Source organism: Arthrobacter globiformis (genome assembly GCF_030818015.1).
Lineage (GTDB): Bacteria > Actinomycetota > Actinomycetes > Actinomycetales > Micrococcaceae > Arthrobacter > Arthrobacter globiformis_C.
On the sequence record NZ_JAUSZX010000001.1, the window covers coordinates 2,656,915 to 2,680,811 of the forward strand.

Consider the following 23,897-nt stretch of genomic DNA (forward strand, 5'->3'; position numbering starts at 1 on the left):
CTTGGGAACGGGCCAGGCGTTCTCCTTCTCACCCTCGGCATTGTGGGTGCTATGTGGGCGCAAAGAGCATTCAAGTCGCAGCGTTCGTGCTGGATGCCAAGGCTTGGGATCAATTCTGGTGGTCCCAGTCACCAGCCCCAGCTTCGAGCTGCCCGGGAACCTGCGTTTCTGAACTGGGCTTACCTGCAGGACAGGACCTTCGAGCACCTGCGGCTCACGGTCGTCGCCTCGGCGATTGTGGCCGCGATCGCGATCCCGGTCGGCATCGGGTTGAGCCGGATCCATTCCAGGGCAGTGCACGCCATCGTGTTCGGCATCGCCAACGTGGCCCAGTCCAGCCCCGCGATCGGCCTGGTGGTCCTGTTGGCCGTTGTCTGGAAACTCGGGTTCGAAGTAGCCCTCGTGGGCCTGGTCGCCTACTCCGTGCTGCCCGTACTCAGGAACACCCTGGTGGGCCTGGAACAGGTGGACGCCAGCCTCACCGAAGCCCGCCCGCGGCATGGGTATGCATCCGCTGCAAGTCGTCACCCGGATCGAGCTTCCCCTGGCCATCCCCGTCTCGTCGCCGGGCTGCGGACCGCACTGGTGTTCTGCGTCGGTGTCGCCACCGTCGCGACGTTCATCAACGCCGTGGGTCTGGGCGACATGATCGTCAACGGACTGAAGCTGCAGCGCTGGCCGGTGCTGATCACCGGCGTCGTCGTTGTCTCCTGCACTGCCCTCACCATCGACTGGCTCGCCGGGCTAGCCGAGGACCTCCTCCTCAAACCCAAAGGCATCTAATCCTGAAAAACCAGCATCAACTCTCCTCGCAGCCGGCGTCGCAGCCGTGCTGACGCTCACAGCCTGCGGGGGGCGGCGCAGGCTCCGCCGCTCAGGCCAAAGGCACCGAACCCAAGGGCCTCACCGGCGTCATCGGCGCAAAGGACTTCTCCGAGCCGTTCATCGTCTCCCATATCACCAGCGAACTGTTGAACGCCCACGGCGCAGACACCACCACCGACACCAGCGTCGTGGGATCGCCCAATGTCCGCACCGCGTTCGAATCCGGACAGTTCACCAGCTACTGGGAATACACCGGCACCTCCTGGATCACCTACAACAAGCAGACCACGCTACTTAAGGACAAGGCGGAAATGTTCCAGGCCGTAAAAAAGGCCGACGCCAAGAAGGGCATCGCCTGGCTGGATCGGCGCCGCTGAACAACACCTACGCCTTTGCCATCCGCGAGGACAAAGCCAAGGAACTCGGCGTAAAGAGCCTCTCCGACGTCGCCAGACTGCCTGACAGCGAACAGACCTTCTGCATGGAAAGTGAATTCTCCACCCGGGACGACGGCTGGCCTGGCCTGAAAAAGGAATACGGCCTGAGTCCCGACGCGAAGGTATCCATGCTCGACACCGGCGACATCTACACCGCCACGCAGAAAGGACAGGACTGCAACTTCGGCGAGGTCTTCGAAACGGACGGGCGCATCTCTGCACTCAAGCTGCAGGTCATGGAGGACGACAAGCACTTCTTCCCGATCTACCAGGGCGCGCTGACCATCAAGGCGGACCTGCTGGCCAAATACCCGGCCATCGCCGACGTCATCGCCCAGATCTCCCCGAAACTCACCACCGAAGTCATGCAGCAGCTCAACGCCAAAGCCGACGTTGACGGCGAAGACCCCGGCGGACATCGCCAAGGAATGGCTCGAATCGGAAGGCCTGATCTAACACATGACCACCCAAACCCACGCCTCACCCTCTGCACCAGACCTCGCCGCTCCTGAACAGAGGGTCCAGATCGGGGAATCGTTCAACGGCAACGGCATCAACGCCGCCCACGTGAACACGGTCTTGGGCCACCTGTCCGGACCGGCCGGCACCGCCTGGGCCACGGCGCTGGCCAACCCCAGCGCCGGCCACGTCCCATTTGTCACGGTCCTTCGCCCGTCCTTGCCGGGCAAGCCGCTGACCCTGTTCGTCACCATGCAAGCACCGCGTATCGTCACACAGGCTGATCATCCCCTGCCAAAACTTGAGGTGGAGACCATATACTGACGCCGATACGTGCACACGTATCACATCAGCACCACCAAGGGGGAAACATCGCGATGAAAAAACTTGCTGCCACACTTCTGATGACCGGCATTCTCGCCATAGCAGGGTTCGCCGCTCCGGCTAACGCCGCGCCGAAGGACCAGGACAGCACCACGTCCTCCACCTCGACGACCTCGACCAACCACGCAACCATCGGCTGGTGGCCGAACTAAGTTCGGCAGTACTAGCGTCAGCCAAAGGGCCGCCCCTACCTCTCCTGGTTCGGGGCGGCTTTTTGACGCCGCGGCGCCGCTCGATTCCACCGCGAAGTAGTGTGCTGGATTGATTCCGACGGCCAGGTCGGCGAGGTCCAGTGCCGTGAACACTAGAACGAGTACGAGCCTCATCCTTCGGGACGGGGCTCGTACTCGTTTTGCGTTGTTCGTGTCGTTGGCGAGCTGAAACAGATCCTTCGCAGGAATGATGCTTCGGACGCGCCCGGGGCGAATCACACTGATTCGTGCGGGCTTCTCAGGCGCGCGTTACCCACCTGCCATGCGTGAAGCTCGGCCGGCACTTGAACTCCAGGTCGGCCGGGTGTCGCGTTTCTGGTGGGCGCCCGTCGCCACTAGTTGATCGGAGTGGGCGGCCGCTCACCGCGGAGCACGGCGAGCGCGTTGTCGGCGGCGAGCACTGCCATGGCGGTGCGCGTCTCGACGGTGGCCGAGCCGAGGTGCGGCACGAGTGTCACATTTTCCAAGTCCAGCAACTCGGGATGGACTTGGGGCTCGTGCTCGAAGACGTCCAGTCCGGCACCTGCGATGACGCCTTCGCGAAGCGCGGCGGCGAGGGCCGCTTCGTCGACGATCGGTCCGCGTGCGGTGTTGACGAGGTACGTTGAGCTCTTCATCGCTGCGAGCTGCTCGGCGCCGATCAGATGGTGCGTTGCGGCTCCGTAAGGGCAGTGCAGCGAAACGACATCGGAAACAGTCAGCAACTCGTCGAGATCGACCCTCCGGGCGCCCAGTTCCGCGGCGATCGCGGGATCGATCTCGCTGCGTGACTGGTAGACGATGTCCATGCCGAAGGCCTTGGCCCGGCGTGCCGTCGCCTGTCCGATGCCGCCCATGCCGACGACGCCGAGGGTCTTGCCCTGCAGGCTGCTGCCGAGCAGGAAGAACATGCCCCACTTCCACGCCTGGCCGGCGCGGATGAGCCGTTCGCCCTCACCGAGCCGGCGGGTTGCCATGAGGATGAGCCCGAACGCAATGTCGGCAGTCGCCTCGGTGAGCACCCCGGGTGTGTTGGTGGCGACGATACCCCGTCCGGTGCAGGCCGGCACGTCGATGTTGTCATAGCCGACGGCGACGTTGGAGACGACTTTGAGCTGCGGGCCCGCGGCATCGAGCAGCTCGCCGTCGACACGTTCAGTGAGCAGGCTCACGATGGCATCGGCCCCCGCTACGCGGCGCAGGAGCTCCTCGCGGCCAATCGACTCCGCACCGGTCCAGGCATCGACCTCGTGCTCGCTACGAAGCTTTTCGAGCGCGGCGTCGGGAACCCGCCCTGTGACGACTACCCGGCTCATGCCGTCTCGATCCACTCGCGCAGGCGTCCCAGGCCGTCGCGGATGTCTGACACCTCGATGCCCGAGTAGGCGAGCCGGATGTACTGCCGCTCCTCGCCGGGCAGGCGTCGGCCGAAGTGCTCGCGTGTGCAGAAGGAGACACCGGTCTTGTACAGGGCATCCGTGGCGAAGTCGCCGACCGCCGAGTATCCCATGCGCTCCATGACATCGGTGACGTCGGGGAACAGGTAGAACGTCGACTGCGGCACGGCGACGTGCATGCCGGGGATGGCATTCACGAGCTCGCAGGCGGTGTCCCGACGCTTCTGCAGGATGTTAAGCATCTGCTGCACAGATTCCTGGGGGCCACGGAGCGCTTCGACCCCGGCCCACTGCACATAGTGTGTCGTGCAGGACTCGTCGTTGGTGTTTAGTGTGCTGAGCACCTGGGCGATCTCACGCGGGGCGACGGCGCAGCCGAGGCGCGAGCCGGTCATGGCGAACTTCTTGCTGAACGTGTAGAGGATGACGGTACGCTCGGCCATGCCGGGAAGCGATGCGATAGAGCTCGAGACCCCCTCATAGCGAGTCTCGAAGTAGGCCTCGTCGGAGAGCACCCAAAGGTCGTGTTCCATCGCGAGCCGTGCGATGGCCTCACGCTCGGCCGCCGTCGACTCGGCAGAGATGGGGTTCTGCAGGTCGTTGTAGATGATCGCGACTGTGTTCGGCGTGATCGACGAGCGGATTTGCTCGAGGTCGATGGCGAAGCCCGTGCTCGTGGGGACATAGCGGTAGGGCATGGCAGTGCCGCCGAGGTACTCGATCTGCGATTCATAGATCGGGAAGCCGGGATTGGGGTAGAGCACTTCCTGGCCGGGGTTCATGACCGCCTGCAGGAACTTCGTGATGACGGGCTTGCCGCCGGTCATCACGACCACGTTGTCGGGGGAGAACTGGATACCGCGGCGCGAGCCTATGTCATCGGCAAGGGCTTCACGCAGCTGCGGGATGCCGGGGCCGGGGCAGTAGCCCGTGTAGCCGTCCGCGATCGCCCGGTTCATCGCTTCCACGATGTTCGGCGCGGTGGGGATGTTGATATCGCCGAGATGGAAGGGGTACACCAGGTTCCCCTTCGCCTTCCAGGCGGCGGCTGCTTGTGCGACGCTGAAGGCCGTTTCGGTGCCTAGGCGTTCGAGCCGGTGCGCGAGTTGCTGCATGCTCTTTCACTCCTCATCGAGTTGACGATCGATCCTCCGAAGAAACCAGATCTCATGAGAACTAATATATATCAGAGGCCAGAACTAATATATCAAGGCTGGGAAGTTATCACGCGTCGCGTTGGCCGTGTGGGCCGCGAGGATAGGACAGCCGGCGAGAATTCCAGGACTTCGGCCGTCGAACGTAGCCTTGCGGCTGGGAGGCGAACTCGCTGTCGAGGAGGTGCATCTGCACGGCAAGCAGATTCCCGCGACATCCATCGTGGCATTGCGGATCGCCGAGGTTGTCGTCCACCACCACGATCTCGACACTGCCTGGACCATCGAGGAGGCCGATCCGGATTCGGTTCTGAACGCCCTTGAAGCTGCCGTTCGCACTACGCGTGCCAAGGGAGCGCCGGGCATGACCCTGGTGACGGAGGAACGCGACGAGCGGGTTATTTGGCGATGGTGCTCTTCGAGTCTCGACGGATCACGAAGGATTGCTTGACTGGCTGGCTCGCGGCGTTGCTGACAATGTCGAGGCTGACGACCCCTTGCCGGCCCTGCCGTCCTGGTAATTGCGCGGGGGCTTGGATGGCAGCAGCCTCCAATTGGCGTAATAGGAAGGCCCCTGATACGGCCTTCCTTCTACGCAACGAACCCAGACGTGCTTCGTGACAACTTCTACAGCCCATGGTCGACGATCGTTGCCCCGCCTGGATCTCGACGTCAGGCCTTGCAACTGGGTTCAGTTGTCGGCAGGCTGCCATGGAGTGAAGCCTGTGGGTGCAGGATGTTTGCGTCGCAAAATTCTGGCCACCCGCTGTTCCCTCCGACAAGAGCGCCTCAGCGGATAAGTTCGGACGCCAAAGTGCTTCGATCCGCTCGGTGCTAAGGCGAATATCCTCTGTTTCCGCGACGAGCACAGTTTCCCTCAACAACACGGGCGACAAGTTCGAGAGCTGGGGCACTGGCCCCGATTTGTCCCACCGTCCGTTAAAAGGGCGTCCCGAGCGGAGTGAATGACCGTCCTGCTGCGCAGAGGGCCGGCAGCGCCTGCGGAGTTAGCCGACGCGGCGATAGCGGATGTGGGTGGCCAGCGGTGAGTGAAGTACCTCGGCGGGTTCGAAGCCAAAGGATTCAAACCCGTCGAAGATGCGTTCGCCCGAACCGAGCAGTACCGGTGCGATGTCGAGGGTGAGCTCGTCGATCACGCCGGCGATCAGTGCCTGTCGGACGGTCGAGGCCCCACCGGCGATGTCCACGCCTTTGTCCCCGGCGGCCTCGCACGCTGCGGAGTAGGCCGCGTCGAAGCCCTCAGTGACGAAGTGGAAGGTCGTTCCGCCGTCCATCTGGATCGGATCATGTCCGTGATGGGTCAGCACGAACACCGGCGCGTGGTACGGCGGTTCGGAGCCCCACCACCCGGTCCATTCCTCATCCCAGTCCCCGCGGATCGGGCCAAACATGTTCCGACCCATCACATACGCGCCCCGCGGGCGCATGAGCCACTCGTTTGCGACCTTGTCGGCACCGTTGGCACGCGGGTCGCCGATGTGCCAGCCGTGCAGCTCCAGCCCCCGCTTGCCCAGGGGGTCCTCGCGGCTCTGGTCCGGCCCGGCGACGAAGCCGTCCAGTGAGATCGACATGTGGCAGGTGGTGTTCGGCACCGCGAACCTCCTGAGTGAGTGGGACTTGCATGCGGTCGTTTTGAGGATTCTCGGGATCCTAGCACGTGACGGCATCCTCGCCGAGCGACTCCGGGGGCTTGTCGCAGCACGCATTGTGGCCAGGGTCGTGTGCTTCAGGGCATTGCCGCGAGCGAGTTCGACGGGGTATTTCTGCGCGTTGAGGTCGATTTTGGGCCGCCTGGCTGGCTCCAGTACTGCCGGATTGTTACGGTGACCTGCACATCAGCAACGCCCCTAACTGGCTGAACTTGTGGAGCAAGCCGGCCTGCACCGAGAAGCGTAGCTTCGGGCTGTTGTCGCCAGGAACTGGAAGCTAAGGCCCCTGCGGCGTGCGACTGGGGTGCCGGTGGAAGGGCAAAGGACCTCGGGCTAGCCCGTCCACTCCTAGGTCCGGGAAGCCACGTAGCTGTCCGCCAACTGGATAAGAAGTGGGGGTGAAACACGCGGCAGGGTTCGCACCATCTGCCGGTTCAGGAGGGCTTCTTACCCGCTCCGGTGTCTCGCTGCGAGGTCTCCAGGACCATGGTGGCAAGCTCTTTGGCTAATCGGACCGCGTCCGGATGCGCATCGAGCTGTGAGTTGGCGACTGCTCCGTCGTAGAGCAGGCGCAGGCGGTTCGCGACGTCCTCGGGGTCGGCAAACCCGGCTTGCCTGGTCAGGTCAAGGAACATGCCGGCGAGCCAGCCACGGAAGGTGCGGAGCGCTTCGGCCTCCACACTGCCCGGGAGCGCCTCGGCGTTCGCGTTCGCGAACGCGCACCCGTTGTAGCCGGGCGCAGCAACCGCTTCGTGCAGAGCGTCAAAGACTGCGAGTAGTTTCTCGACAGGGTTTTCCAGGCCCTCCTGGTGCCTTGCGATCCGGTCACGCCGACGTTGGTCCCGGCCCGCGAGGTACGCGGCCACGAGCTCGTCCTTGCCGGAGAAATTGTAGAAGAGCGAGCGTTTGGCGACGCCCGCCTCGCCGATGACCCGGTCGATCCCGACAGTGTGCACGCCCTCGGCATAGAAGAGCCGGTCCGCTGCATCAAGTAGCCGTTGCCGGGCGGGGGACCGCGTCGAGGAGGTCATACCCCGAACAATATCAGACAGATCTGTCTAAAAAAATCTTGACTTGATGAGACAGATCTGTCTAACTGGAGGCTCTTATACCGTTCTGTCTAAAGGAGTCCTTCTTGTCCCGTACAGTGCCGCCCAAAACCGCCTTTGCCGGGGTCGCCGCCGTCTTTGCCGCGTTCTTCCTCGCCGCCGGCGCACCCACGCCCTTGCTCGCGCTCCGCCAGCAGGAGTGGGGCTTCTCGGCCGGCCTTCTCACCGTCGCCTTTTCCGTTTACGCCTTTGGTCTGCTGGTCGCGCTCCTGGTCGGCGGGTCGCTTCCTGACCACATCGGTCGGCGACCGGTCATGCTCGCGGCCCTCTATGGCGAGCTCGTGTCAATCATTGCTTTTTTGATCGCGCCGACAATCACCTGGGTCATCCTCGCCCGTGCCATCCAGGGCCTCGCCACTGGTCTGGCGACCAGCGCGTTCTCAGCGGCCCTCGCTGAGCACGCGCCGGCCCATCTCAAGAAGCTCGCAGGCGGCCTGGCCGGCGCTTCCATGGCAGGGGGCCTTGGGATCGGCGCCCTGCTGACCGGGGCGGCGGTTCAATTCACCCCTGACGCCAACACGCTCATCTTCAGCGTCCTCGCTGGGGTCATGGTTCTGGCCATCGTCTTTGTGAGCTTTACTGCCGAGACAGCCGCGAAGCGGCCAGGGGCGCTTCGCTCCCTCAGTCCGCGCATAGACCTCCCACACCACATTCGTGGTGAATTTCTGGCGGGGGTCCCGATACACATCGCAGGCTGGATGTTCCCGGCCCTCTTCCTCGGCCTCTCACCGGCCGTGCTCCGGCTCCAATTCGGCCTGGACGGCGGTCTCGTGGCCGGGTTCACAGCCTTCCTTGGTCCGTTCGCCGCCGCGGTTTCGGGTTTCGCCTTCAGCCGGCATCCCGCACGACGCAGCACCATCGTCGGGGCCAGCCTCATCCTCGCGGGAATGAGCGTGGTCCTCCTGGGAGTCACTCAAACGTGGCTGCCTGCAGTCTGGATCGGTGCCGCGCTCGGCGGCGTTGGCTTCGGTGGCACGTTCGGCGGACAGCTTCGCCTGCTCGCCCCGCACATACAACCGCACCAGCGCGCCGGCGTCTTCTCCGGCATCTACACCGCCGCCTACCTCTCCTTCGGCGTGCCGGTCATCATCGCCGGCCAACTCGCGCCCCGATGGGGGCTCGTTCCGACCTTGCAGTCCTACGCGACGTCGGTCATTGCCCTCGCCGCCCTAGGCCTTGTGATCCAGGCAAAGCTTCTACGGCGGAACGCAACACCAACCCCAGTCGCAAGCCGCTTGGATGTCTGACCCGGCGGCCCCCAGTCCACGAGGAGGACTGCTATTGGACACTAACTGCCGGCCATCCCGGAAAGCCGCGGGGCAGGCCGTGCAAAAAGAGCAGCAACATCTATGGGCCTGCCTGCGGCCGTAGCAGGAAAACGGTCCCCGGCCATAAGGTGGCCGGGGACCGCCGGTTTGGGACAGCCCGTGCGCGGCAGCTGCATGTGCGCTATCAGGCGCGGTGGCGTTGCATTTCTGATGCCAGCCGCCCAAAGAGGCAGCGTTGGCGTGTAACGGGCGTCCCGTTCCGGTCTGTTAGGCCGCGTTGATCTGGGGCTGCTGGCCTCCCTTGGTCTCGATTTCGATCTTCCGTGGTGCTGCCTGGGCGACGACGGGAATGCGCAGCATCAGGACGCCGGCGTCGTAGCCCGCCTTGATGTTCTCTGTCTCCATGACATCCCCGAGGATGAGCTGGCGGCTGAAGACTCCGCGTGGCCGCTCGGATGCCACCATCTCAGTATCTCTTCCGGCCGGGTCCTTCCGTTCGGCACGGACTGTCAGGACGTTCTTGTCAACACCCACGTCGATGGAATCGACCTCGACTCCGGGCAGGTCGAGTGCGATGACGTACTCATCACCTTCCCGCCAGGCATCCATCGGCATGGCGGCAGGATGGGCCACGGTGCCCAGCACCTGTTCGGCGAGGCGGTCCAGCTGACGGAATGGATCGAGCATCAACATGACATGCCTCCTTTGATCACCTTTGACACCTTCGATCCGGATCGATCTATATCCACTGACATAGATTTAAATAGCACGCGCCGCCGCATCTTGCAAGGGTTATCTGGCCGGTTTCCCACCCGGAAAACTCTTGCGTCCGCCCTGCGGCAGTGCTAGAAAATCTATGGTGGTTGACATAGATCCGTGATAATGCAAACAGCGAAGTGACCGAATATTGCGCAGAGCAGGGGGCACCCGTAGCTCAGCCGGGAGAGCAGGGGACTTTTAATCCTCGGGTCGTGGGTTCGAGCCCCACCGGGTGCACGCCGGAACAATCCGCCGGACTCCTGGTCCGGAAGGGATCCAGACGAAGGGCGGTGATGGAAATGAACCCAGAACTTCAGAGGCTGCGGGCACTGGCGGCGGTCATAGCAACCGCCGAAACCACCCTGAACGTGGCATACCGGACGCTGCGGGAATCCGCCGCGGCGCTGCTGCGCACCGGGGATGCCACCCTTGCCGAGATCAGCGAGGCGACCGGCCTGGACCAGGGCGAACGGCTGGACCTGATCAGCCGGAACATACCCGGACGGGAACCGTCCTGGAAGCAACCGGGCATTGCGGGCCTGTCCTAGGGGCGGAGAAGGCATCATAAGAACGATGTGTGGACGGGACTGTTCCGGGTGGCTGCTGCCATATGTGACGGCTTCGGTTGGAGTCTGGCCCCTGGATTGAATGCCAACAGCAATCAGGCGCTGGATCCCCGCTGCCTCTTCATTGATCGGCTGTCCCGCCGGACCTGGGTGTGCTGACGGTTCCGCCCAAGGGCCGGGTGCTCCTGCTGGAGCCGGTCTGTTCGCGGGCAGCAGGCTTTAAGCCGCACGAATGGGTCCTGACTGCCTTACGTGCGGTCGTCGTCCGGACGGGCGCTGCGGGCGCGCTTTAGCTGGCGCCGCAATCGGGCGTTGTCCATCTCCAGTTCCAGCACCTTGGCCACGCCCGCCAGGTTGAGTCCCTCATCCAGGAGCTCTCCGATCCGGCGCAGCACCGCGAGGTCGGATTCACTGTACTGGCGGGTGCCTCCCTCGGTCCGTTCAGGGGTCAGCAGGCCGCGGCGCTCATAGAGCCGGATGTTTTGCTGGCCCGTCCCCAGGAGTTCCGCCACCACCGAAATGGCGTACAGCCCGCGTCCGCTCCTGCGTTGATTTGCCATAACTTTCCCGTCAATTTGCTTGGATCTTCCTCTTGCACCAGTTTGTCACCAGTGCTATAAGAAATCTATATCCACTGTCACAGATACACGGCGGTGGGTAGCCATGAAACCTAGATGCTGAAGGGAGTGGGAAATGATGCTAATCCGTACTGACCCGTTCCGTGAGCTGGATCGGCTCACCCAGCAGGTCTTCGGAACAGCAGCCCGTCCGGCGGCCATGCCGATGGACGCGTGGCAGGAAGACGGGGAGTTTGTCGTGGCGTTTGACCTGCCCGGGATTTCGCCCGACGCCGTGGATCTGAACGTTGAAAGGAACGTCCTCACTGTCCGGGCAGAGCGCCGGGACGCCACCCAGCCCAACGTGGAGCTGGTGGTCTCCGAGCGGCCGCGCGGCGTCTTCAGCCGCCAGCTCATTCTTGGCGACACCCTGGACACTGAGAACATCAAGGCCAGCTACGACGTCGGCGTGCTGACACTGCGGATCCCCGTTGCCGAGCAGGCAAAGCCGCGGAAGATCGAGATCGAAAGCAAAGGCCAGCAGCACCAGATCGAGACGTAGCCCTTCGATGCGCCTGACGGGGCGGTGTCCGGATTCCCGCCTTCGGGCGTCTACCGGAGGCCGCCCCGGACCGCTGCCACCGGCAACCGCAACGACCAGCACAATCCTGCAGCAGCAACGGGCTTCATGATGACCAGACCTGTCCCGGACTACTACGCGGTCCTGAACGTTTCCCGTGGCGCATCGCCACAGGAAATCGCGCGCGCCTACCGCGCCCTCATGCGCCGGCATCATCCCGATGTCGCCGGCGGAGAGGCCGCGCCCGCCGAACTGCAGCTCATCATGCAGGCCTTCTCCGTGCTCCGTGACCCAAAGCGCCGCCACGCCTACGACCGGGAAGCCTCCCGCGCCGGGCCTGCTGATCCACCCGCCGAGCACAACCGGCCGCGGAAACCTTCGGAAGCGAACGGCCAGGACGCCCGCCAGAGCGCCGAAGGCCGGGACGACAGTAGTCCGCAAGATATTCCGGTCCGGGTGGTCCGGCGCCGAGAGCCGCCACTGCGCGCCACTCCCGTCAGGTGGGAGAGCGGACCGTGGGCGTAACCGCACATGAACCAGACCCAGAGGAGAACTACCACGATGAGCGACTGGCGCCGCTACGACTCACACCTGATCCCTGCCTTCCACGAGCGGTTCGAGCAGCGTTGGGGCAAGGGCACAGCGCCGTTCCTGGACCCCGAAACCCATGAGGAGCCGCTGCCCCGCGCACAGTGGATCAATCCCGCAACCGGTGCGGCCCTGGCCGTGGTGCCCATCTGGTCCGACGACGACCATCAGCACCGTTCCTTCGGGGTGTTCTACCTGCCCCCTGCGGGGGATATCTGGGTGCTTCGCCCGGGCTTTACCGGGTTCCTTGAGCCCGGCGTCGATGACATTGAACACCTGGTCGCGCTTCGGAATGACGCGTTCCGCAAAGCGGTATCCCACGCCAACGAATTCCTCTTCGGCCCTCCGCCGCTCGTGGACTAGCCTCTTGCCGCCGGGCATGCACGCGTCCTTGTTATCCAGCATGCGCGGGACAGGGCGGGGGTCCATGGCCTATGCGCAGATGGGGACTGTGCCGATGACCAGTGTTCCTTGGGCTGCGGCATGGCGGATGTCGAGGCTATTGGCTGTGATGATGAGGTTGTCCCCGCTGATGACCAGGACGTGGCCGTTGCGGGCGGCCTCGAGCCACAGCGCGTCGTCGGGATCATCTGGGTGGAGCTGTTCTCCGAAGAGGGTTTTGCCGCCAATGCTGAGGGTGATCAGGCCCTGCGGTGTCACGGCGAAGCTGCAGCTGGCTGACGTTTCGACGGCGTCTTCCAGGATGCCGACGTAGTCCGGGCTCATGGCCAATTGGAAGCCGTGGAAGAGCAGGATCGATACGAGTGCAGAGGTCAGGTCGCCGTCGTTCTCCCGAAAAGCCACGACCGGGACCAACGTGTAGGCCAGCACCGGTACCAATCGTTCCTGTCCGTTGCCGGACTGCTGGGTGAGGACCATCCGGGCGGCCATGGGGGCGAGTTCGTTTGGCGCCCACTGGCTCCGCTGGACACTCAGGCCGGGATCGCTGCAGCGGCGGTGGCAGACGCAGTCGGTGAAGGTGACGTACCTGGTTCCGTCCGGTGCGGTGCTTTCCGTGACGTTCACCAGCAATGAGAGCGGCTCACCGGACTCAAGGGGTGCCCGGCAGGCAGCGCAGGCGCTGGCCATGGAGGCAGCCGTGAGCACGTATTGTGTCGTGTCCCTGCCCTTGAAGGATTCCAAACGCCTGTCCCAGGCAACGTTGCGTGTGACTGGCATTGCAGCGAGTCCGGTCCTCCTCTTTGTCTGCGGGCGTGCGCCGAGTCGTGCAGTGTGGCGCGGTCCCCGGGTCACCGGTCCAGCTGGCGGAAGGGATCGCTCACCATCAACATGACATACCTCCTTGATCACCATTGACAGAAACAGATCTATAACCGCTGATACAGATTTTTTACCACTTCGGTTAACTACCGGCAAGGGGTTAGGCCGGTGACATTGCGCCACCGTGACGGGGCGTGGACGGAAACGCCATCTGGCTTCCTACTGTTGATTCGGCGTCAGCTGCCAGATACGAGCGACAAGTCGGGTTCCAGGTGTGGACCGCAAGAGCGCGTCTATGTCAGTCAGCTTTGCCTTGTTGCGATTGGTGAACCGGTATTTGCAAAGTTGCTTAGAACGGCCCGTACACATGCCCCGGCCAACCTGCATTTTGAAAAAGTGCAGAGACGCTACGACGGTAGGGTGCGAGTTGTGGAACCCGCTCCGTAACCATGTCGTAAAGACCACTGCACGGCCCGAGTTTTTATTGAAGCGAGGTCTGGACACAGGCAGGCGGCGGACTTACCGTGCAGGAGTGGCGATTGCCTGACTGACAAGGATGGCGACCGCTAACTCTGGAAGCCCTTCGGATCGTCTGAGGAGAATGCGATGACAACTGCACGTGAAATCATGACCGGCGGCGTTGAATGCATCGGCGAGAACGAGACGCTGGAAGCAGCCGCCCGGAAAATGAAAGAGCTGGACGTGGGCGCCCTGCCAATATGCGGAGAGGACAACCGCCTCAAGGGCATGATCACCGACCGTGACATCGTGATCAAATGCTTCGCCGAAGGAGGAGACCCACGCACAGCCAAGGCCGGGGATTTCGGCCAGGGCAAACCGGTGACCATCGGTGCCGACGACTCCATAGAAGACGCAATCAGGACCATGGGGGAGCACCAGGTGCGCAGGCTGCCGGTCATTGACGGCCACGACCTGATTGGCATGCTCAGCCAGGCAGACATCGCCCGGAACTACCCCGAGGACAGGGTCGGAGAGCTCGTCGAGCTCATCTCCTTCTACTGAATCCATTGCCCGACGTCCCGGAGCAGAAAGTGCCGTGCCTCCCTTTCCGCGGCCCTGCCGGAAACCGGTGATCCACAGACGGCGACCGCAGGCAGTTCCGAGAGGGCAGAGGCTCGGGCTACCCGTCCATGACAGCTGCGGCGTGGTCAGGATCATCAGGATGGCAGGTACTGCCCGGGACCACCTGAAGGCAGCGCCGTCCGGATGTTCGTTACTATCCAACAAAGGGGGAAGCCGTGACCATCCCACCGTTGCCAGAACCGGAGCCGTTTCCTATGGACCCAGGGCCGGCCGGGCCTGGCTCGCCGGATCCTGAGTCTCCAGGTCCTGGGTCTCCGGACAGGACACCTCCTGAGCCGGAACCACTTCCTGCTCCGGCCCCCGGCCCTTTACCGGAGCCGGAACCGCGACCAGAGGACCCGGACCCCAGGCGCAGGTCCTAACCGACTCCGCTTTGCTCCGCACGCCGTTAGCCGCTCGCCGGCGCCAGGGGCCATCGGACCGCATGGCAACCGCCGACACCGTTACGACGGCGGTTGCCGTATGGCTCGATGCGTCGATGGGCCCAAGAAAATGGCATTCGCCGGGCCGCAGACCGTCCCCTGGTGCCGCCTCTTACTTGTGCCGGCGGGACGGTAACCGTAGGTTGGGGACCAGCGGAAGGATCCTTCCGCCCGCGGGCAAGCGGTGCCTGCGGAGAGACAATGAAGTACTTGGGGGTACAGGCATGGCCACAGGCACAGTGACGTGGTTTAACGCGGAAAAAGGCTTTGGCTTCATCGCCCCTGACGACGGGTCCGGCGATATTTTTGCCCACTACTCAGCGATCGCTTCCAGCGGCTACCGTTCCCTGGAGGAGAACCAGAAAGTCCGGTTCGAGGTGGCCCACGGCCCGAAAGGTCCCCAGGCGGAGAACATCCGGCCGTTCTAGGCCGAATGGGTCTGAACAGGGTCGGACCGGAGGGGGACGTTTCCCGATCATCTGCCTGCACGCCTGCACTGCAGTGTCCGTTGCGATCAACCGTCAAAGCCTGCGAACCATAACCCGGCCCTGAACACCACGGCCAGTGCGAGTGCGACGAGCACGGTGAGGCGACCCTCTTGGCTTTCATGGCCTGGGTTTCACTCGGCCGACAGCGGGCACCGGGCCGCTCCTGTTTGTCTGAGGTCATGCGGGTGGAGCGGTTAGCTTTCACATTCCGTGCAGTACTTCTTGCCGTCCTTTTCGCGTGCCAGTTGGCTGCGATGGTGAACTAGGAAGCAGGACATGCAGGTGAATTCGTCGGGCTGGAGGGGGACGATGTGGATGAGTAGTTCTTCTTTGGACAGGTCTACTCCGGGCAGCTCGAAGCCTTCGGCGATTTCGCTTTCATCTGCGTCGATGGCAGCCCCGCGTGCAGCGGTTTTGTCCCTGCCGACGTGCTCAGGCGTCCCAGTCAGATCATCTTCGGGTGCCTGTCGTGGGGAGTCGTAATCGATAGCCATCCCGTCGTTCCTCCTTGCTTGCTATGCCCAAGAATCACCCCAGGGCTGGAGTGCCGGCTGCGGCGCAGATCGTTACTCGGGTAGTTCCAGTTGGAAGCCGCAGACGCATCTGAGGACCCTGGTGGAAAGGTAGATGTCCGGGCCGTCCTCGCCTGTGCCTTCGGTGGACAGGGGCGCGGAGAGCCGGCGGAGTTCCGAACCTGCCGTTCCCATCGGCTGTCCGCAGTGCATGTAGTGGCTGTCGAAGATCAGCACGTCGCCGGTCGGTTCCGTGCTGGCCAGGACCATGGACACGTCTGCGGTCCGGGCAGGATGTTCACCGAACCGCCGGCACTGGCTGCAGGTGTAGGACACCAGGACGACACCGGCCGGGTATTGCGGAAGATCCGTCATGGATCTGATGGTGAGGTGGCGGTGCGTACCACAGTGCTCGCACATTACCGGCTGCACGCGGGGCGGCCGGCCGGCGCCGCCAGGGCGGAAGCCGGGAGATCCGTGTGACATGATCAGGCGGAGTGTCGGTAGCTGGCGAGTATGTAGCCTGCCGCGGCGCGGCCCTTCATCCTCACCCTGCGGTTATGAATGTTGATGCGGCGCAGGCGTGTACCGGCTCGGAAAGACGGTCCGGATTTACGTGTCATTCCTTGGAGCGGGCACCAGCTCGTGTACAGCCCGTAGAGGCAGCCGGACCCCAGCGGAATGTCGGTGTCGGGGGCGGGGGACGTGGCGTGGTGAAGGAACTGCCGGAAATGCGAGGTGGCCATGGCAGGCTCTTTCCTCAGGGTGCATGTTGGGCCGCCATGAGGCTATAGCGGCGTTACCTCCATGCGGTGCACCAACCGCCTGAGGGGTCCCCCTGCCCAAAAGGCGCTGGCACGCAGGGGTCCGGTATTGAAACTACCCCGCGCTGCCGGGGCCTGTACATAGCCCAGAAGCGTCGGTCCTGGCGGAGGCGCCAGTCTCGTCAAGCCCAGGGAACCGGGCTCCCTCCTCTGATGGCGGTCTTTTGGCAGCTGCAACAGACGAAGCCCTAGGCATGCGGTGAGCTGAGCCGGTATACGGAGATGTGGCTGCGGGATTCGGCCGTGAATTCGCTGCGGTCCCAGTCCGCCCACCTGGATTCCAGCTCAAACCCGGCGAGCCGCGCCATGAGGTCGAGCTCGCTGGGCCAGATGTACCGGTGTGGTGTCCGCCCGATCCGTGCATCCCGCCCGTCCGATAGTTCCGGGCCGAACCGCATGTGGTGCGAGATGACGTGCTGGTGCAGCACGTCATAGGTATCGACCAGGAGATACCCGGGCTGGCTCACCTCGACCGTTCCGCCGTGTCCCGGTGGCAGCGAACGCAGTTGTGGCACCCAGAGCTCGATCACGAAGCGTCCGCCGGGTTCAAGATGGCGGGCGGCGTTTTGGAAACACCGGACCTGTTCGTCCTGCGTCAAGAGATTGGCGATGGTGTTGAACACCAGGAACGCAAGCGTGAAATGGGCCCCGGCCACTGCCTCGGTCATGTCGCCTTGCACGACGGGAATGTCGTCCTCTCCGACCTTCTCCCGTAGCCGGGAGATCATCGCGTGAGACAGTTCGATGCCGGTGACCCGGACCCCCGCCTCTGAGAGGGGGATGGCGACACGGCCGGTGCCAATGGCAAACTCAATGACCGGACCGCCACCCGCGAGCTTTGACAGGACCTCCACCGTGGGGGCCAGTACCTCGGGGGAGAACATTCCCTCGCCGGGTGTGTCGTACTGTTTCGCGGCGTCCTCGTCCCAGAGCTGTTGCTGGTTGATCATCCCGCCACTATTGCACCTGACTGCGTAGATCATCCAGGGTGCGACGTGCCTGGTTCGCCCCGATGTCCCGAGCCGGAGCGGTAACGGGCATCAGAGCGCCACGGAGTCGCTGTAATGGGTTAACCGGGCATGGCGGTAAACCACAGAACTGTATGGCGGTTTGCCGTCCCACGCGAGGTGCCTTCGGTCTTCCGGGGCGTAGACTCTCGATCATGACCGCAGCCGAGGTTCCGCACGGCATTTCGCTTCCGGGCCGGCCCTCGGTGGCCACGGCCGGCACTGTGGGTCGCATTCTTGGCATCGCCTATGATCTGTTCTCCCGGCGGGGTATCCGTGATGTGGGCGTCAACGAACTGATCGAGTCCTCTGGGGTTGCCAAGTCGACGTTCTACCGGCACTTCCCGTCCAAGGACGATCTGGTCCTGGCAGTTCTGGCCCTCCGGGACCAGATCTGGTTCGCCGAAGTCGTGGCGGAGGCCCAGCGCGTGGAAATGGGCCCGGACCATCCCCTGGGCAGGGCCCTGCGTGGGATACATGGCGAGGATCCGAGGACACGTCCAGGCACTGGCCGAGGACGCCGGGCTGGAGCGCTGCGGTGAATTCGCCCGGGCGTGGCACCTGTTGTTGAAGGGCTCGGTCGTCTCCGCCATGGAAGGCGATCCGCAGGCCGCTGAACTGGCCCAACTGATGGCCAAGTCGCTCATCGAGCGCCACCGCCACTACCCACGATGACCGAAGCGTCCGAGCAGGCTCTGCTGTTGACCGGCTGGAAGTCAACTCGTCGGCGCCGTTGTCACTACCCGCGTCAATCCTTGTTTGAAGCACTCCGCACCGCTCATCGCCGAACGCTCCCGGGGACGGCTCGCCCGTCCCGACGACACTCACCCGGTCAGAGAAAGCACTGCAGCAGGCCGGGGCAGGCCGACCCCAAGGAACCAACACGAGACCAGACACCGAAGTCACGCATCGAGCTAACGACTCGAAAGCCTGGTGCACGTTCTGTGAGCGCATGGTTCACGAGGCTGGTGTTTCCGCCGGCATCCCGAGCAGGCTCTGCTCACCCACCTCCGCGACGTCCAGGACCAGCAGGACTGCCACCGTTCAAGGCAAGCCGGAAGCCAAGGTTGCACTCCCAACCTGGCTGATGAGTGTGCTGGGCTGACCTTTTGGAGTTGGGGGAGCCCGTGGGTGCTGTCTCTTCATGGCAGAGCTCCCTTGCGACTGTATGACTACCCATGCTTGTTTGTGTGGGGTTTTGACTGACATTCTTCAACACCCAGGCGGACGGCGATTAACTCTATGAACGAGCCACAGGGCGGCTCGGCTGACGGCCGACGGGGGAGTGGCGGACGCACCTACTCCCGCTCGTCTGCAAGTCTGATCATGTGCCGGCGTTGGCGCGCCGGTCGGGAAGATATGCCCATGCTCAAGGTAGAGCACTATGAGGCGAGGTTTTGGCGTCCAGCCGCTAAGGGCGCGCCGCCAGGCGAAGGGGGAGGACGGCGGCGGGGAGCCTACATCCGCGCGAATTTGGCCTTCACCATCAGGTAGAGCCCATAACAGATCAAACCGGCGCCGACGGCGGACAACATGTAAATCCCGTACGGCTGCTCGCGCAGTGCCTTCAGCCCGCCATCCAGGCCGGTGGACTCCCGAGGGTTGGCGTTAACGGTGGAAATGATGAACAGCAGTCCCACCAGAAACAGTGCGACGCCCTCCGCTGCATAGCCGACCGCTCCCAGCCCCGTCACGACGGAGCGTGCGGTGCCCGAGGGTGGCAGCTGCAGATCCTTCTTGAACGTTCCTTTGACTCCGAGGACTACGAAGACAAGGCCGGCGATGGCGATCGCGGCCCCGATGGCGATCAGCAGGAACGCACCCCCGGGCGCTTTGATGATTGAGACGGTGAAATCGCTGGTGGTCTTTCCGCTGTTCTTGCTGTTTCCGCTGGCGGAGGCAGCAAATGTCAGGGCGATGATAGCGAACACCACCGCTTTGCCGGCTGCGGAAAGCTTCTTTCCTACTTTCTTCCGGGCCTCCAGTTGACCGTAATCGAATACGGCGTTGCTGGTTTGCCAGAGAGCCAGAGCAACGCAGGCGGCGAATCCGGCCCAGAGCAGCAGCAGACCCTGCGGCTGGGAGGCGAGTTGGGCGACTGCACCGGCCTGATCCGCCGGTCCCGCCTTTCCCGCCGTGCCTAATGCCAACTGGATTGCGACGAACCCGATCAGCAGGTGCAACAGGCCGCTGACGGCAAAACCTGCCCTGGCGGCAATCACGAGAGCCCTAGAGTTCGATGCATCCTCGACCGCGTTCGCGGCGTCCTTCAGCTCTCTCTTCATTTCCGATCCCTAGCGCAAGCGCAGATACGGTGGTGCGTAACGCCTATTCTGTCACGAGAGTAAACCCACAGATAGGCCAGGCCGAGGCCGGCGCAGACAGCCTCCGCGGGAGCCTGAACTTCCCACAAGCGTTCACCCACCTGGGCCTAATCAACACCCTCGTGCACCTTATCCGCGCTGAAGCAACGAACGGCGCGGCACAGTTCGTCCGGGCACACCGCAACGCCCGACAGCAGCGATGCTCCAGCGCGCACGAAGGCGGCCTGATCCTCCCGACCGCTTCTGACCTGTTTTATGTCGACGGCCTGCGTGGTGTGGGAGTCAACAGAATTATCGAGGAGGCCGAGGTCGCCAAAGCGACCTTTTACAGATACTTCCCACCAAGGAGCATCTCGTCTTGGCCTACCAGGATGAGATGGACGAGCTCTGGACTGCTGCGCTGCGGCGGGCTGCAGGCCATGACGAGGCCGTGTCGACCGTCCGGCTGGCAGGCATGTTTGGATGCCCTGCTCTGGGGCGGGCATCCGGAGGAGTAGCGGGGCGCCGCGTTCCTGAAGGCTTCCGCCGAGGCCAGCCCCGCAGCGCCGTGCAACTCAGGGTCACCGCGCACAGGGCCGGGGTTCTGGAGTGGATCCGTAGTATGTCCCGCCAAACCGGGGACGAACTGGCCAGAAAGCTGGCACTTCTCCTTGAAGGGGCGCTGGCACTAACCATGGGCACCCTGGATCCCGACACCCCGCGCCTCGCACACGATGCCGCCCGCCAAATCATTCACGAAGGCCTTCCCCAAGCCCGCATCAAAGCTCTGTCCGGTGACGGGATCCACTGACCCCGACGCGTACCGGGCTCGGGCTAGCGGAACTCCGGAAGCATCACCAGCCGGACGGCGGCGTCGACGTCTCCCCTAAGGTCGCGGTCCTGGACGTCGGCAGGCAGTGACAGCGCGGCTTCAAGGGTCCTCCGGAACCGCTCGCTGTTGAAGTGCCGTGGTGTCCGGCCCTGGAGCCTCAGAGCCCGCCCCGCACAGATGAGTTCGACGCCGGCGATCGTGGAGAGGGCCCGCACGGTGGAGTCCAACTGGGCCGCCCCCACGCTCGCAAAACTTGCATCTTCTTCGGCGCCCAGGGACAGGACCACTGTCTGCAGGCTTGCCGGGTGCGCGTTGGCGCGGATGCGTCCGGCTGCGGCGGCCGCCACGTACTCCAGCATCATGACGCCGGACTGGCCGGCAGTGTCGGCCGCCAGGAAGCGGTTGAGTCCGGTGTAAGCGGGGTCGCACAGGAGGCTGATCCTGCGAAGGTTCGTGGCACACGCCGCACCAATGGCGAGCTGGACCGCGTCCACGCGCCGTGCCAGGGTGGTCATCTGGAACAGGCCGTGATGGGCGACCCCGTTGCTGCCGTCATCCACGGAGCCGAAAACGAGCGGGTTCTCATTGCCGGCGACCACGAGGCGTTCCAGCACGGCTTTGAGGGCGTCCAGTTCTTCGGCCACGGCGCCGAAGACCTGCGGGAGGGTTCGCAGGCAGTACGGGTCCTGGATCCTTGCCGGAGTGCCGCCGCCGTCGACCAGCGCGCGCAGTTCGGCCGCCATGCCGGTGACGGCCACCGAGTCGGCCGCCTGGCCCACCTCCGGCCTGTAGGCCTCGGGGTTGCCGGACATCGCGGTGAAGGACAACGCACTGACGGACACCAGGTTGTGCAGGAGGGCAGTCAGCTTTTGCCGGGCCAGTACTGCCTGCGCAATGGTCAGGGCACTGGAACTGATGAACGGCAAGGCGTCCTCGGTGGCCCAGCAGGGAAGCGCTGCTGCGATCTGCTGGCCGTCCATTGTCTTGCGTTCACCCAGCAGGGTGAGTGCGGTGCCGGACAGGGCTGGGAGATCGGCGGTGCCGATGCCGCCGTACTCCCGGACCTCCGGCAGGGAATCCGAATTAAGCATCTCCTGTAAGGCTTCGGCCACCGCCGGGTTGATCCCGGAGGATCCGGCGGCGAGCTGGGAGAGCCTAATGACGAGCATCGCCCGGACGGTTTCCCGATCAAGAACATTCCCGGCGTCCACTGCATGGCTCCGCAGGAGGTTCAGCCCGTGCGTATCCGCTGCCCCGGCCGCCTGATCCAGGGCGACCGAGCGGTTGGCGCCCACGCCGGTGGACCGCCCGTAGACAGGGCGGACTAGCGCGGTTGCCCGCGCTGACCGCTGGGATTCCGCCATCCGCTCAACGGCCGACGGCGTCAGGGTCACCCGGATGCCCCCGGCAGCCACCGCAGCGATGTCTGCCAAAGCCAGTTCGCGGCCGTCGATTTCAATCACGGATGATCCTTTCTTGTCGATTGCTCCGTAGGCGCCCTTTTGGCGGCCCAAAACGGCGGCTACGGAGCTATCGATGGGTTAGTTAGCGGCTTTCGTTCATCGGGATGCGGACGCCGCGCTCCCTGGCGACGTCGACGGCGCGGTCGTAGCCGGCGTCGGCATGGCGGATGACGCCCATGCCGGGGTCGTTGGTGAGGAGCCGTTCGAGCTTCTCGGCTGCGAGGTCCGTGCCGTCGGCGACGGAGACCTGGCCGGCGTGGATGGAGCGGCCGATGCCGACCCCGCCGCCGTGGTGGATCGAGACCCAGGTGGCCCCGGAGGAGGTGTTGAGCAGGGCGTTCAGCAGCGGCCAGTCAGCGATCGCATCCGAACCGTCGGCCATGGCTTCCGTTTCCCGGTACGGGGACGCGACCGAGCCGGAGTCCAGGTGGTCGCGGCCGATCACGATCGGCGCTTTGACCTTGCCTTCCCTGACGAGCTGGTTGAACAGCAGGCCGGCCTTGGCGCGTTCGCCGTAGCCCAGCCAGCAAATACGGGCCGGCAGGCCTTCGAACTCGACGCGTTCGCCTGCGGCGTCGATCCAGCGATGCAGGTGTTTGTTCTCCGGGAACAGCTCCTTGATGGCCTTGTCCGTGACGGCGATGTCCTCGGGGTCACCGGAGAGCGCCACCCAGCGGAACGGGCCCAGGCCCTCGCAGAAGAGGGGCCGGATGTAGGCCGGGACGAAGCCGGGAAACTCGAACGCCCGGCTGTAGCCGCCCTTGCGGGCCTCATCGCGGATCGAGTTGCCGTAGTCGAACACCTCGGCGCCGGCGTCCTGGAATTCCACCATGGCCTGGACGTGCTTGGCCATCGATGCCTGGGCCTTCTTAGTGAAGCCCTCCGGGTCCGCGTCGGCTTCGCGGTGCCACTCATCCACGGAGATACCCTCCGGCAGGTAGGACAGCGGGTCGTGGGCGGAGGTCTGGTCGGTGACGATATCGATGGCCAGCTCGCCGGCCTGGTGGCGGCGCAGCAGCTCCGGGAAGACCTCGGCGGCGTTGCCTACAAACCCCACGGACCAGCCGCGGCGTTCCTCCTTGGCCTTCAGGACCTTGGCGATCGCGGTGTCGAGGTCGGTCTCCACCTCGTCCAGGTAACGCTTGCCGGCCCGGCGGCGCAGGCGGGTCTCGTCGACGTCCACAATCAGGCACGCGCCCTCGTTCAGGGTGACGGCGAGGGGCTGCGCGCCGCCCATGCCGCCGCAGCCGCCGGTCAGGGTCAGCGTCCCGGCGAGCGTGCCGTTCTCATCGCCGGTGAGCTTGCGGGCGATCGCGGCGAACGTCTCGAACGTGCCCTGCAGGATGCCCTGGGTGCCTATGTAGATCCAGGACCCGGCCGTCATCTGGCCGTACATCATCAGGCCCTCGGCCTCGAGCCGGCGGAATTCGGGCCACGTCGCCCAGTCCCCGACGAGATTGGAGTTGGCCAGCAGCACCCGCGGCGCCCATTCGTTGGTGCGGAAAACACCCACCGGCTTGCCGGACTGGACCAGCAGGGTCTCGTCCTTCTCCATGGTTTCCAGGGTGCGGGTGATCGCGTCGAACGCGGCCCAACTGCGCACCGCCCGGCCGGTTCCGCCGTAGACCACCAGGTCATCGGGACGTTCGGCGACCTCGGGATCGAGGTTGTTCATGAGCATGCGCAGCGGTGCCTCGGTCTGCCAGGACCTGGCGGTGAGCTCGGTGCCGCGGGCTGCTTTGACCGGGCGGGCACCGGTGGTGAAATCGGCTTTCAA

At 64.3% G+C, this 23,897-nt stretch carries 27 protein-coding genes, 1 tRNA gene and 2 pseudogenes; 16 read left to right on the forward strand and 14 right to left on the reverse strand.

The genetic code is table 11. The features are described from left to right. Positions 1-93 precede the first annotated feature (93 nt). The 4 genes and pseudogenes from QFZ23_RS12405 (at position 94) to QFZ23_RS12420 (ending at position 2,257) form a co-directional block, all read left to right on the forward strand. Positions 94-783: an ABC transporter permease gene (locus QFZ23_RS12405; RefSeq protein ID WP_306923313.1), complete on the forward strand. Its 690-nt coding sequence runs from the start codon at positions 94-96 to the stop codon at positions 781-783. A 188-nt stretch (positions 784-971) separates the two neighbouring features. Beyond that, a pseudogene (locus QFZ23_RS12410) lies at positions 972-1,774 on the forward strand (glycine betaine ABC transporter substrate-binding protein). Then, the gene (locus QFZ23_RS12415; RefSeq protein ID WP_306923315.1) at positions 1,722-2,045 is read left to right on the forward strand and encodes a formaldehyde-activating enzyme; all 324 of its coding nucleotides are present in this window, start codon (positions 1,722-1,724) and stop codon (positions 2,043-2,045) included. Before QFZ23_RS12410 ends, QFZ23_RS12415 begins: the two are co-directional and overlap by 53 nt. A 53-nt stretch (positions 2,046-2,098) precedes the next feature. Further along, positions 2,099-2,257 (forward strand): hypothetical protein, encoded by a 159-nt coding sequence (locus QFZ23_RS12420; protein WP_306923317.1) that lies wholly within the window; start codon positions 2,099-2,101, stop codon positions 2,255-2,257. Positions 2,258-2,652: 395 nt separating this feature from the next. Here QFZ23_RS12420 and QFZ23_RS12425 read toward each other — a convergent pair whose 3' ends face one another. After that, positions 2,653-3,612 carry a 2-hydroxyacid dehydrogenase gene (locus QFZ23_RS12425; RefSeq protein ID WP_306923319.1) on the reverse strand — a complete coding sequence of 320 codons (960 nt, stop codon included), beginning with the start codon at positions 3,610-3,612 and terminating at the stop codon, positions 2,653-2,655. Next, the gene (locus QFZ23_RS12430; protein WP_306923320.1) at positions 3,609-4,808 is read right to left on the reverse strand and encodes a pyridoxal phosphate-dependent aminotransferase; all 1,200 of its coding nucleotides are present in this window, start codon (positions 4,806-4,808) and stop codon (positions 3,609-3,611) included. Before QFZ23_RS12430 ends, QFZ23_RS12425 begins: the two co-directional genes overlap by 4 nt. 190 nt (positions 4,809-4,998) lie before the next feature. On the opposite strand from QFZ23_RS12430, the gene QFZ23_RS12435 reads away from it, so the two are divergent. Beyond that, the gene (locus QFZ23_RS12435; RefSeq protein WP_306923321.1) at positions 4,999-5,298 is read left to right on the forward strand and encodes a hypothetical protein; all 300 of its coding nucleotides are present in this window, start codon (positions 4,999-5,001) and stop codon (positions 5,296-5,298) included. Positions 5,299-5,854: 556 nt separating this feature from the next. Here the strand turns inward: QFZ23_RS12435 and QFZ23_RS12440 are convergent. Beyond that, positions 5,855-6,439 carry a dihydrofolate reductase family protein gene (locus QFZ23_RS12440; protein WP_306923322.1) on the reverse strand — a complete coding sequence of 195 codons (585 nt, stop codon included), beginning with the start codon at positions 6,437-6,439 and terminating at the stop codon, positions 5,855-5,857. 512 nt (positions 6,440-6,951) lie between these two features. Beyond that, positions 6,952-7,548 (reverse strand): TetR/AcrR family transcriptional regulator, encoded by a 597-nt coding sequence (locus QFZ23_RS12445; protein ID WP_306923324.1) that lies wholly within the window; start codon positions 7,546-7,548, stop codon positions 6,952-6,954. Positions 7,549-7,652: 104 nt separating this feature from the next. Here QFZ23_RS12445 and QFZ23_RS12450 point away from each other — a divergent pair, with 104 nt between their 5' ends. Continuing rightward, positions 7,653-8,873: an MFS transporter gene (locus tag QFZ23_RS12450; protein ID WP_306923326.1), complete on the forward strand. Its 1,221-nt coding sequence runs from the start codon at positions 7,653-7,655 to the stop codon at positions 8,871-8,873. Positions 8,874-9,161: 288 nt separating this feature from the next. Here QFZ23_RS12450 and QFZ23_RS12455 read toward each other — a convergent pair whose 3' ends face one another. After that, positions 9,162-9,587, reverse strand: coding sequence for an Hsp20/alpha crystallin family protein (locus QFZ23_RS12455; protein WP_306923328.1), 426 nt, complete (start codon positions 9,585-9,587; stop codon positions 9,162-9,164). Positions 9,588-9,817: 230 nt separating this feature from the next. Here QFZ23_RS12455 and QFZ23_RS12460 point away from each other — a divergent pair. Next, positions 9,818-9,890: transfer RNA gene (locus tag QFZ23_RS12460), tRNA-Lys, on the forward strand. 62 nt (positions 9,891-9,952) lie between these two features. Next, positions 9,953-10,201 carry a hypothetical protein gene (locus tag QFZ23_RS12465; RefSeq protein ID WP_306923330.1) on the forward strand — a complete coding sequence of 83 codons (249 nt, stop codon included), beginning with the start codon at positions 9,953-9,955 and terminating at the stop codon, positions 10,199-10,201. A 266-nt stretch (positions 10,202-10,467) separates the two neighbouring features. Here the strand turns inward: QFZ23_RS12465 and QFZ23_RS12470 are convergent, their stop codons facing one another. Further along, positions 10,468-10,779 (reverse strand): MerR family transcriptional regulator, encoded by a 312-nt coding sequence (locus QFZ23_RS12470; RefSeq protein WP_306923332.1) that lies wholly within the window; start codon positions 10,777-10,779, stop codon positions 10,468-10,470. A gap of 136 nt (positions 10,780-10,915) precedes the next feature. On the opposite strand from QFZ23_RS12470, the gene QFZ23_RS12475 reads away from it, so the two are divergent. From QFZ23_RS12475 to QFZ23_RS12485, 3 genes are all read left to right on the forward strand, one after another. Beyond that, positions 10,916-11,338, forward strand: coding sequence for an Hsp20/alpha crystallin family protein (locus tag QFZ23_RS12475; protein WP_306926819.1), 423 nt, complete (start codon positions 10,916-10,918; stop codon positions 11,336-11,338). A gap of 126 nt (positions 11,339-11,464) precedes the next feature. Next, positions 11,465-11,881, forward strand: coding sequence for a J domain-containing protein (locus QFZ23_RS12480; protein WP_306923334.1), 417 nt, complete (start codon positions 11,465-11,467; stop codon positions 11,879-11,881). Between the two features lie 36 nt (positions 11,882-11,917). Further along, the gene (locus tag QFZ23_RS12485) at positions 11,918-12,307 is read left to right on the forward strand and encodes a hypothetical protein (RefSeq protein WP_306923335.1); all 390 of its coding nucleotides are present in this window, start codon (positions 11,918-11,920) and stop codon (positions 12,305-12,307) included. Positions 12,308-12,376: 69 nt separating this feature from the next. On the opposite strand, the gene QFZ23_RS12490 is transcribed toward QFZ23_RS12485, so the two are convergent. Then, positions 12,377-13,123: a hypothetical protein gene (locus QFZ23_RS12490; protein WP_306923336.1), complete on the reverse strand. Its 747-nt coding sequence runs from the start codon at positions 13,121-13,123 to the stop codon at positions 12,377-12,379. Positions 13,124-13,771: 648 nt separating this feature from the next. On the opposite strand from QFZ23_RS12490, the gene QFZ23_RS12495 reads away from it, so the two are divergent. Next, complete coding sequence (locus tag QFZ23_RS12495) at positions 13,772-14,188, forward strand: CBS domain-containing protein (RefSeq protein ID WP_306923338.1); 417 nt, start codon at positions 13,772-13,774, stop codon at positions 14,186-14,188. Between the two features lie 727 nt (positions 14,189-14,915). Then, the gene (locus QFZ23_RS12500) at positions 14,916-15,119 is read left to right on the forward strand and encodes a cold-shock protein (RefSeq protein WP_306923340.1); all 204 of its coding nucleotides are present in this window, start codon (positions 14,916-14,918) and stop codon (positions 15,117-15,119) included. A gap of 254 nt (positions 15,120-15,373) precedes the next feature. Here the strand turns inward: QFZ23_RS12500 and QFZ23_RS12505 are convergent, their stop codons facing one another. The 4 genes from QFZ23_RS12505 to QFZ23_RS12520 all read right to left on the reverse strand — a co-directional run bounded on the left by QFZ23_RS12505 (position 15,374) and on the right by QFZ23_RS12520 (position 17,465). Beyond that, positions 15,374-15,673 carry a DUF4193 domain-containing protein gene (locus QFZ23_RS12505; protein WP_306923341.1) on the reverse strand — a complete coding sequence of 100 codons (300 nt, stop codon included), beginning with the start codon at positions 15,671-15,673 and terminating at the stop codon, positions 15,374-15,376. Positions 15,674-15,745: 72 nt separating this feature from the next. Beyond that, entirely contained in the window at positions 15,746-16,066 is a 321-nt protein-coding gene (locus tag QFZ23_RS12510; protein WP_306923344.1) for a hypothetical protein, read from the reverse strand. 113 nt (positions 16,067-16,179) lie between these two features. Then, on the reverse strand, positions 16,180-16,437 hold the full coding sequence (locus QFZ23_RS12515; protein WP_306923345.1) for a hypothetical protein: 258 nt from the start codon (positions 16,435-16,437) through the stop codon (positions 16,180-16,182). A 266-nt stretch (positions 16,438-16,703) separates the two neighbouring features. Next, complete coding sequence (locus tag QFZ23_RS12520; protein WP_306923346.1) at positions 16,704-17,465, reverse strand: class I SAM-dependent DNA methyltransferase; 762 nt, start codon at positions 17,463-17,465, stop codon at positions 16,704-16,706. A 212-nt stretch (positions 17,466-17,677) separates the two neighbouring features. Between QFZ23_RS12520 and QFZ23_RS12525 the strand changes: the two genes are divergently transcribed. Beyond that, positions 17,678-18,064 carry a TetR/AcrR family transcriptional regulator gene (locus QFZ23_RS12525; RefSeq protein ID WP_306923348.1) on the forward strand — a complete coding sequence of 129 codons (387 nt, stop codon included), beginning with the start codon at positions 17,678-17,680 and terminating at the stop codon, positions 18,062-18,064. A gap of 915 nt (positions 18,065-18,979) precedes the next feature. Here QFZ23_RS12525 and QFZ23_RS12530 read toward each other — a convergent pair. Continuing rightward, complete coding sequence (locus QFZ23_RS12530) at positions 18,980-19,807, reverse strand: DUF1206 domain-containing protein (protein WP_306923350.1); 828 nt, start codon at positions 19,805-19,807, stop codon at positions 18,980-18,982. On the opposite strand from QFZ23_RS12530, the pseudogene QFZ23_RS23790 reads away from it, so the two are divergent. Beyond that, a pseudogene (locus QFZ23_RS23790) lies at positions 19,762-20,175 on the forward strand (hypothetical protein); the annotation flags it as partial. The gene QFZ23_RS12530 and the pseudogene QFZ23_RS23790 overlap by 46 nt on opposite strands. Positions 20,176-20,204: 29 nt before the next feature. After that, positions 20,205-20,636: a hypothetical protein gene (locus tag QFZ23_RS12535; RefSeq protein ID WP_306923352.1), complete on the forward strand. Its 432-nt coding sequence runs from the start codon at positions 20,205-20,207 to the stop codon at positions 20,634-20,636. A 23-nt stretch (positions 20,637-20,659) separates the two neighbouring features. On the opposite strand, the gene QFZ23_RS12540 is transcribed toward QFZ23_RS12535, so the two are convergent. Together QFZ23_RS12540 and hutU are read right to left on the reverse strand one after the other, a co-directional pair. Beyond that, a complete protein-coding gene (locus QFZ23_RS12540; RefSeq protein ID WP_306923353.1) occupies positions 20,660-22,120 on the reverse strand; it encodes an aromatic amino acid lyase in 1,461 nt (486 codons plus the stop codon). An 82-nt stretch (positions 22,121-22,202) separates the two neighbouring features. Continuing rightward, on the reverse strand, positions 22,203-23,897 hold the full coding sequence (gene hutU, locus QFZ23_RS12545; RefSeq protein ID WP_306923354.1) for a urocanate hydratase: 1,695 nt from the start codon (positions 23,895-23,897) through the stop codon (positions 22,203-22,205).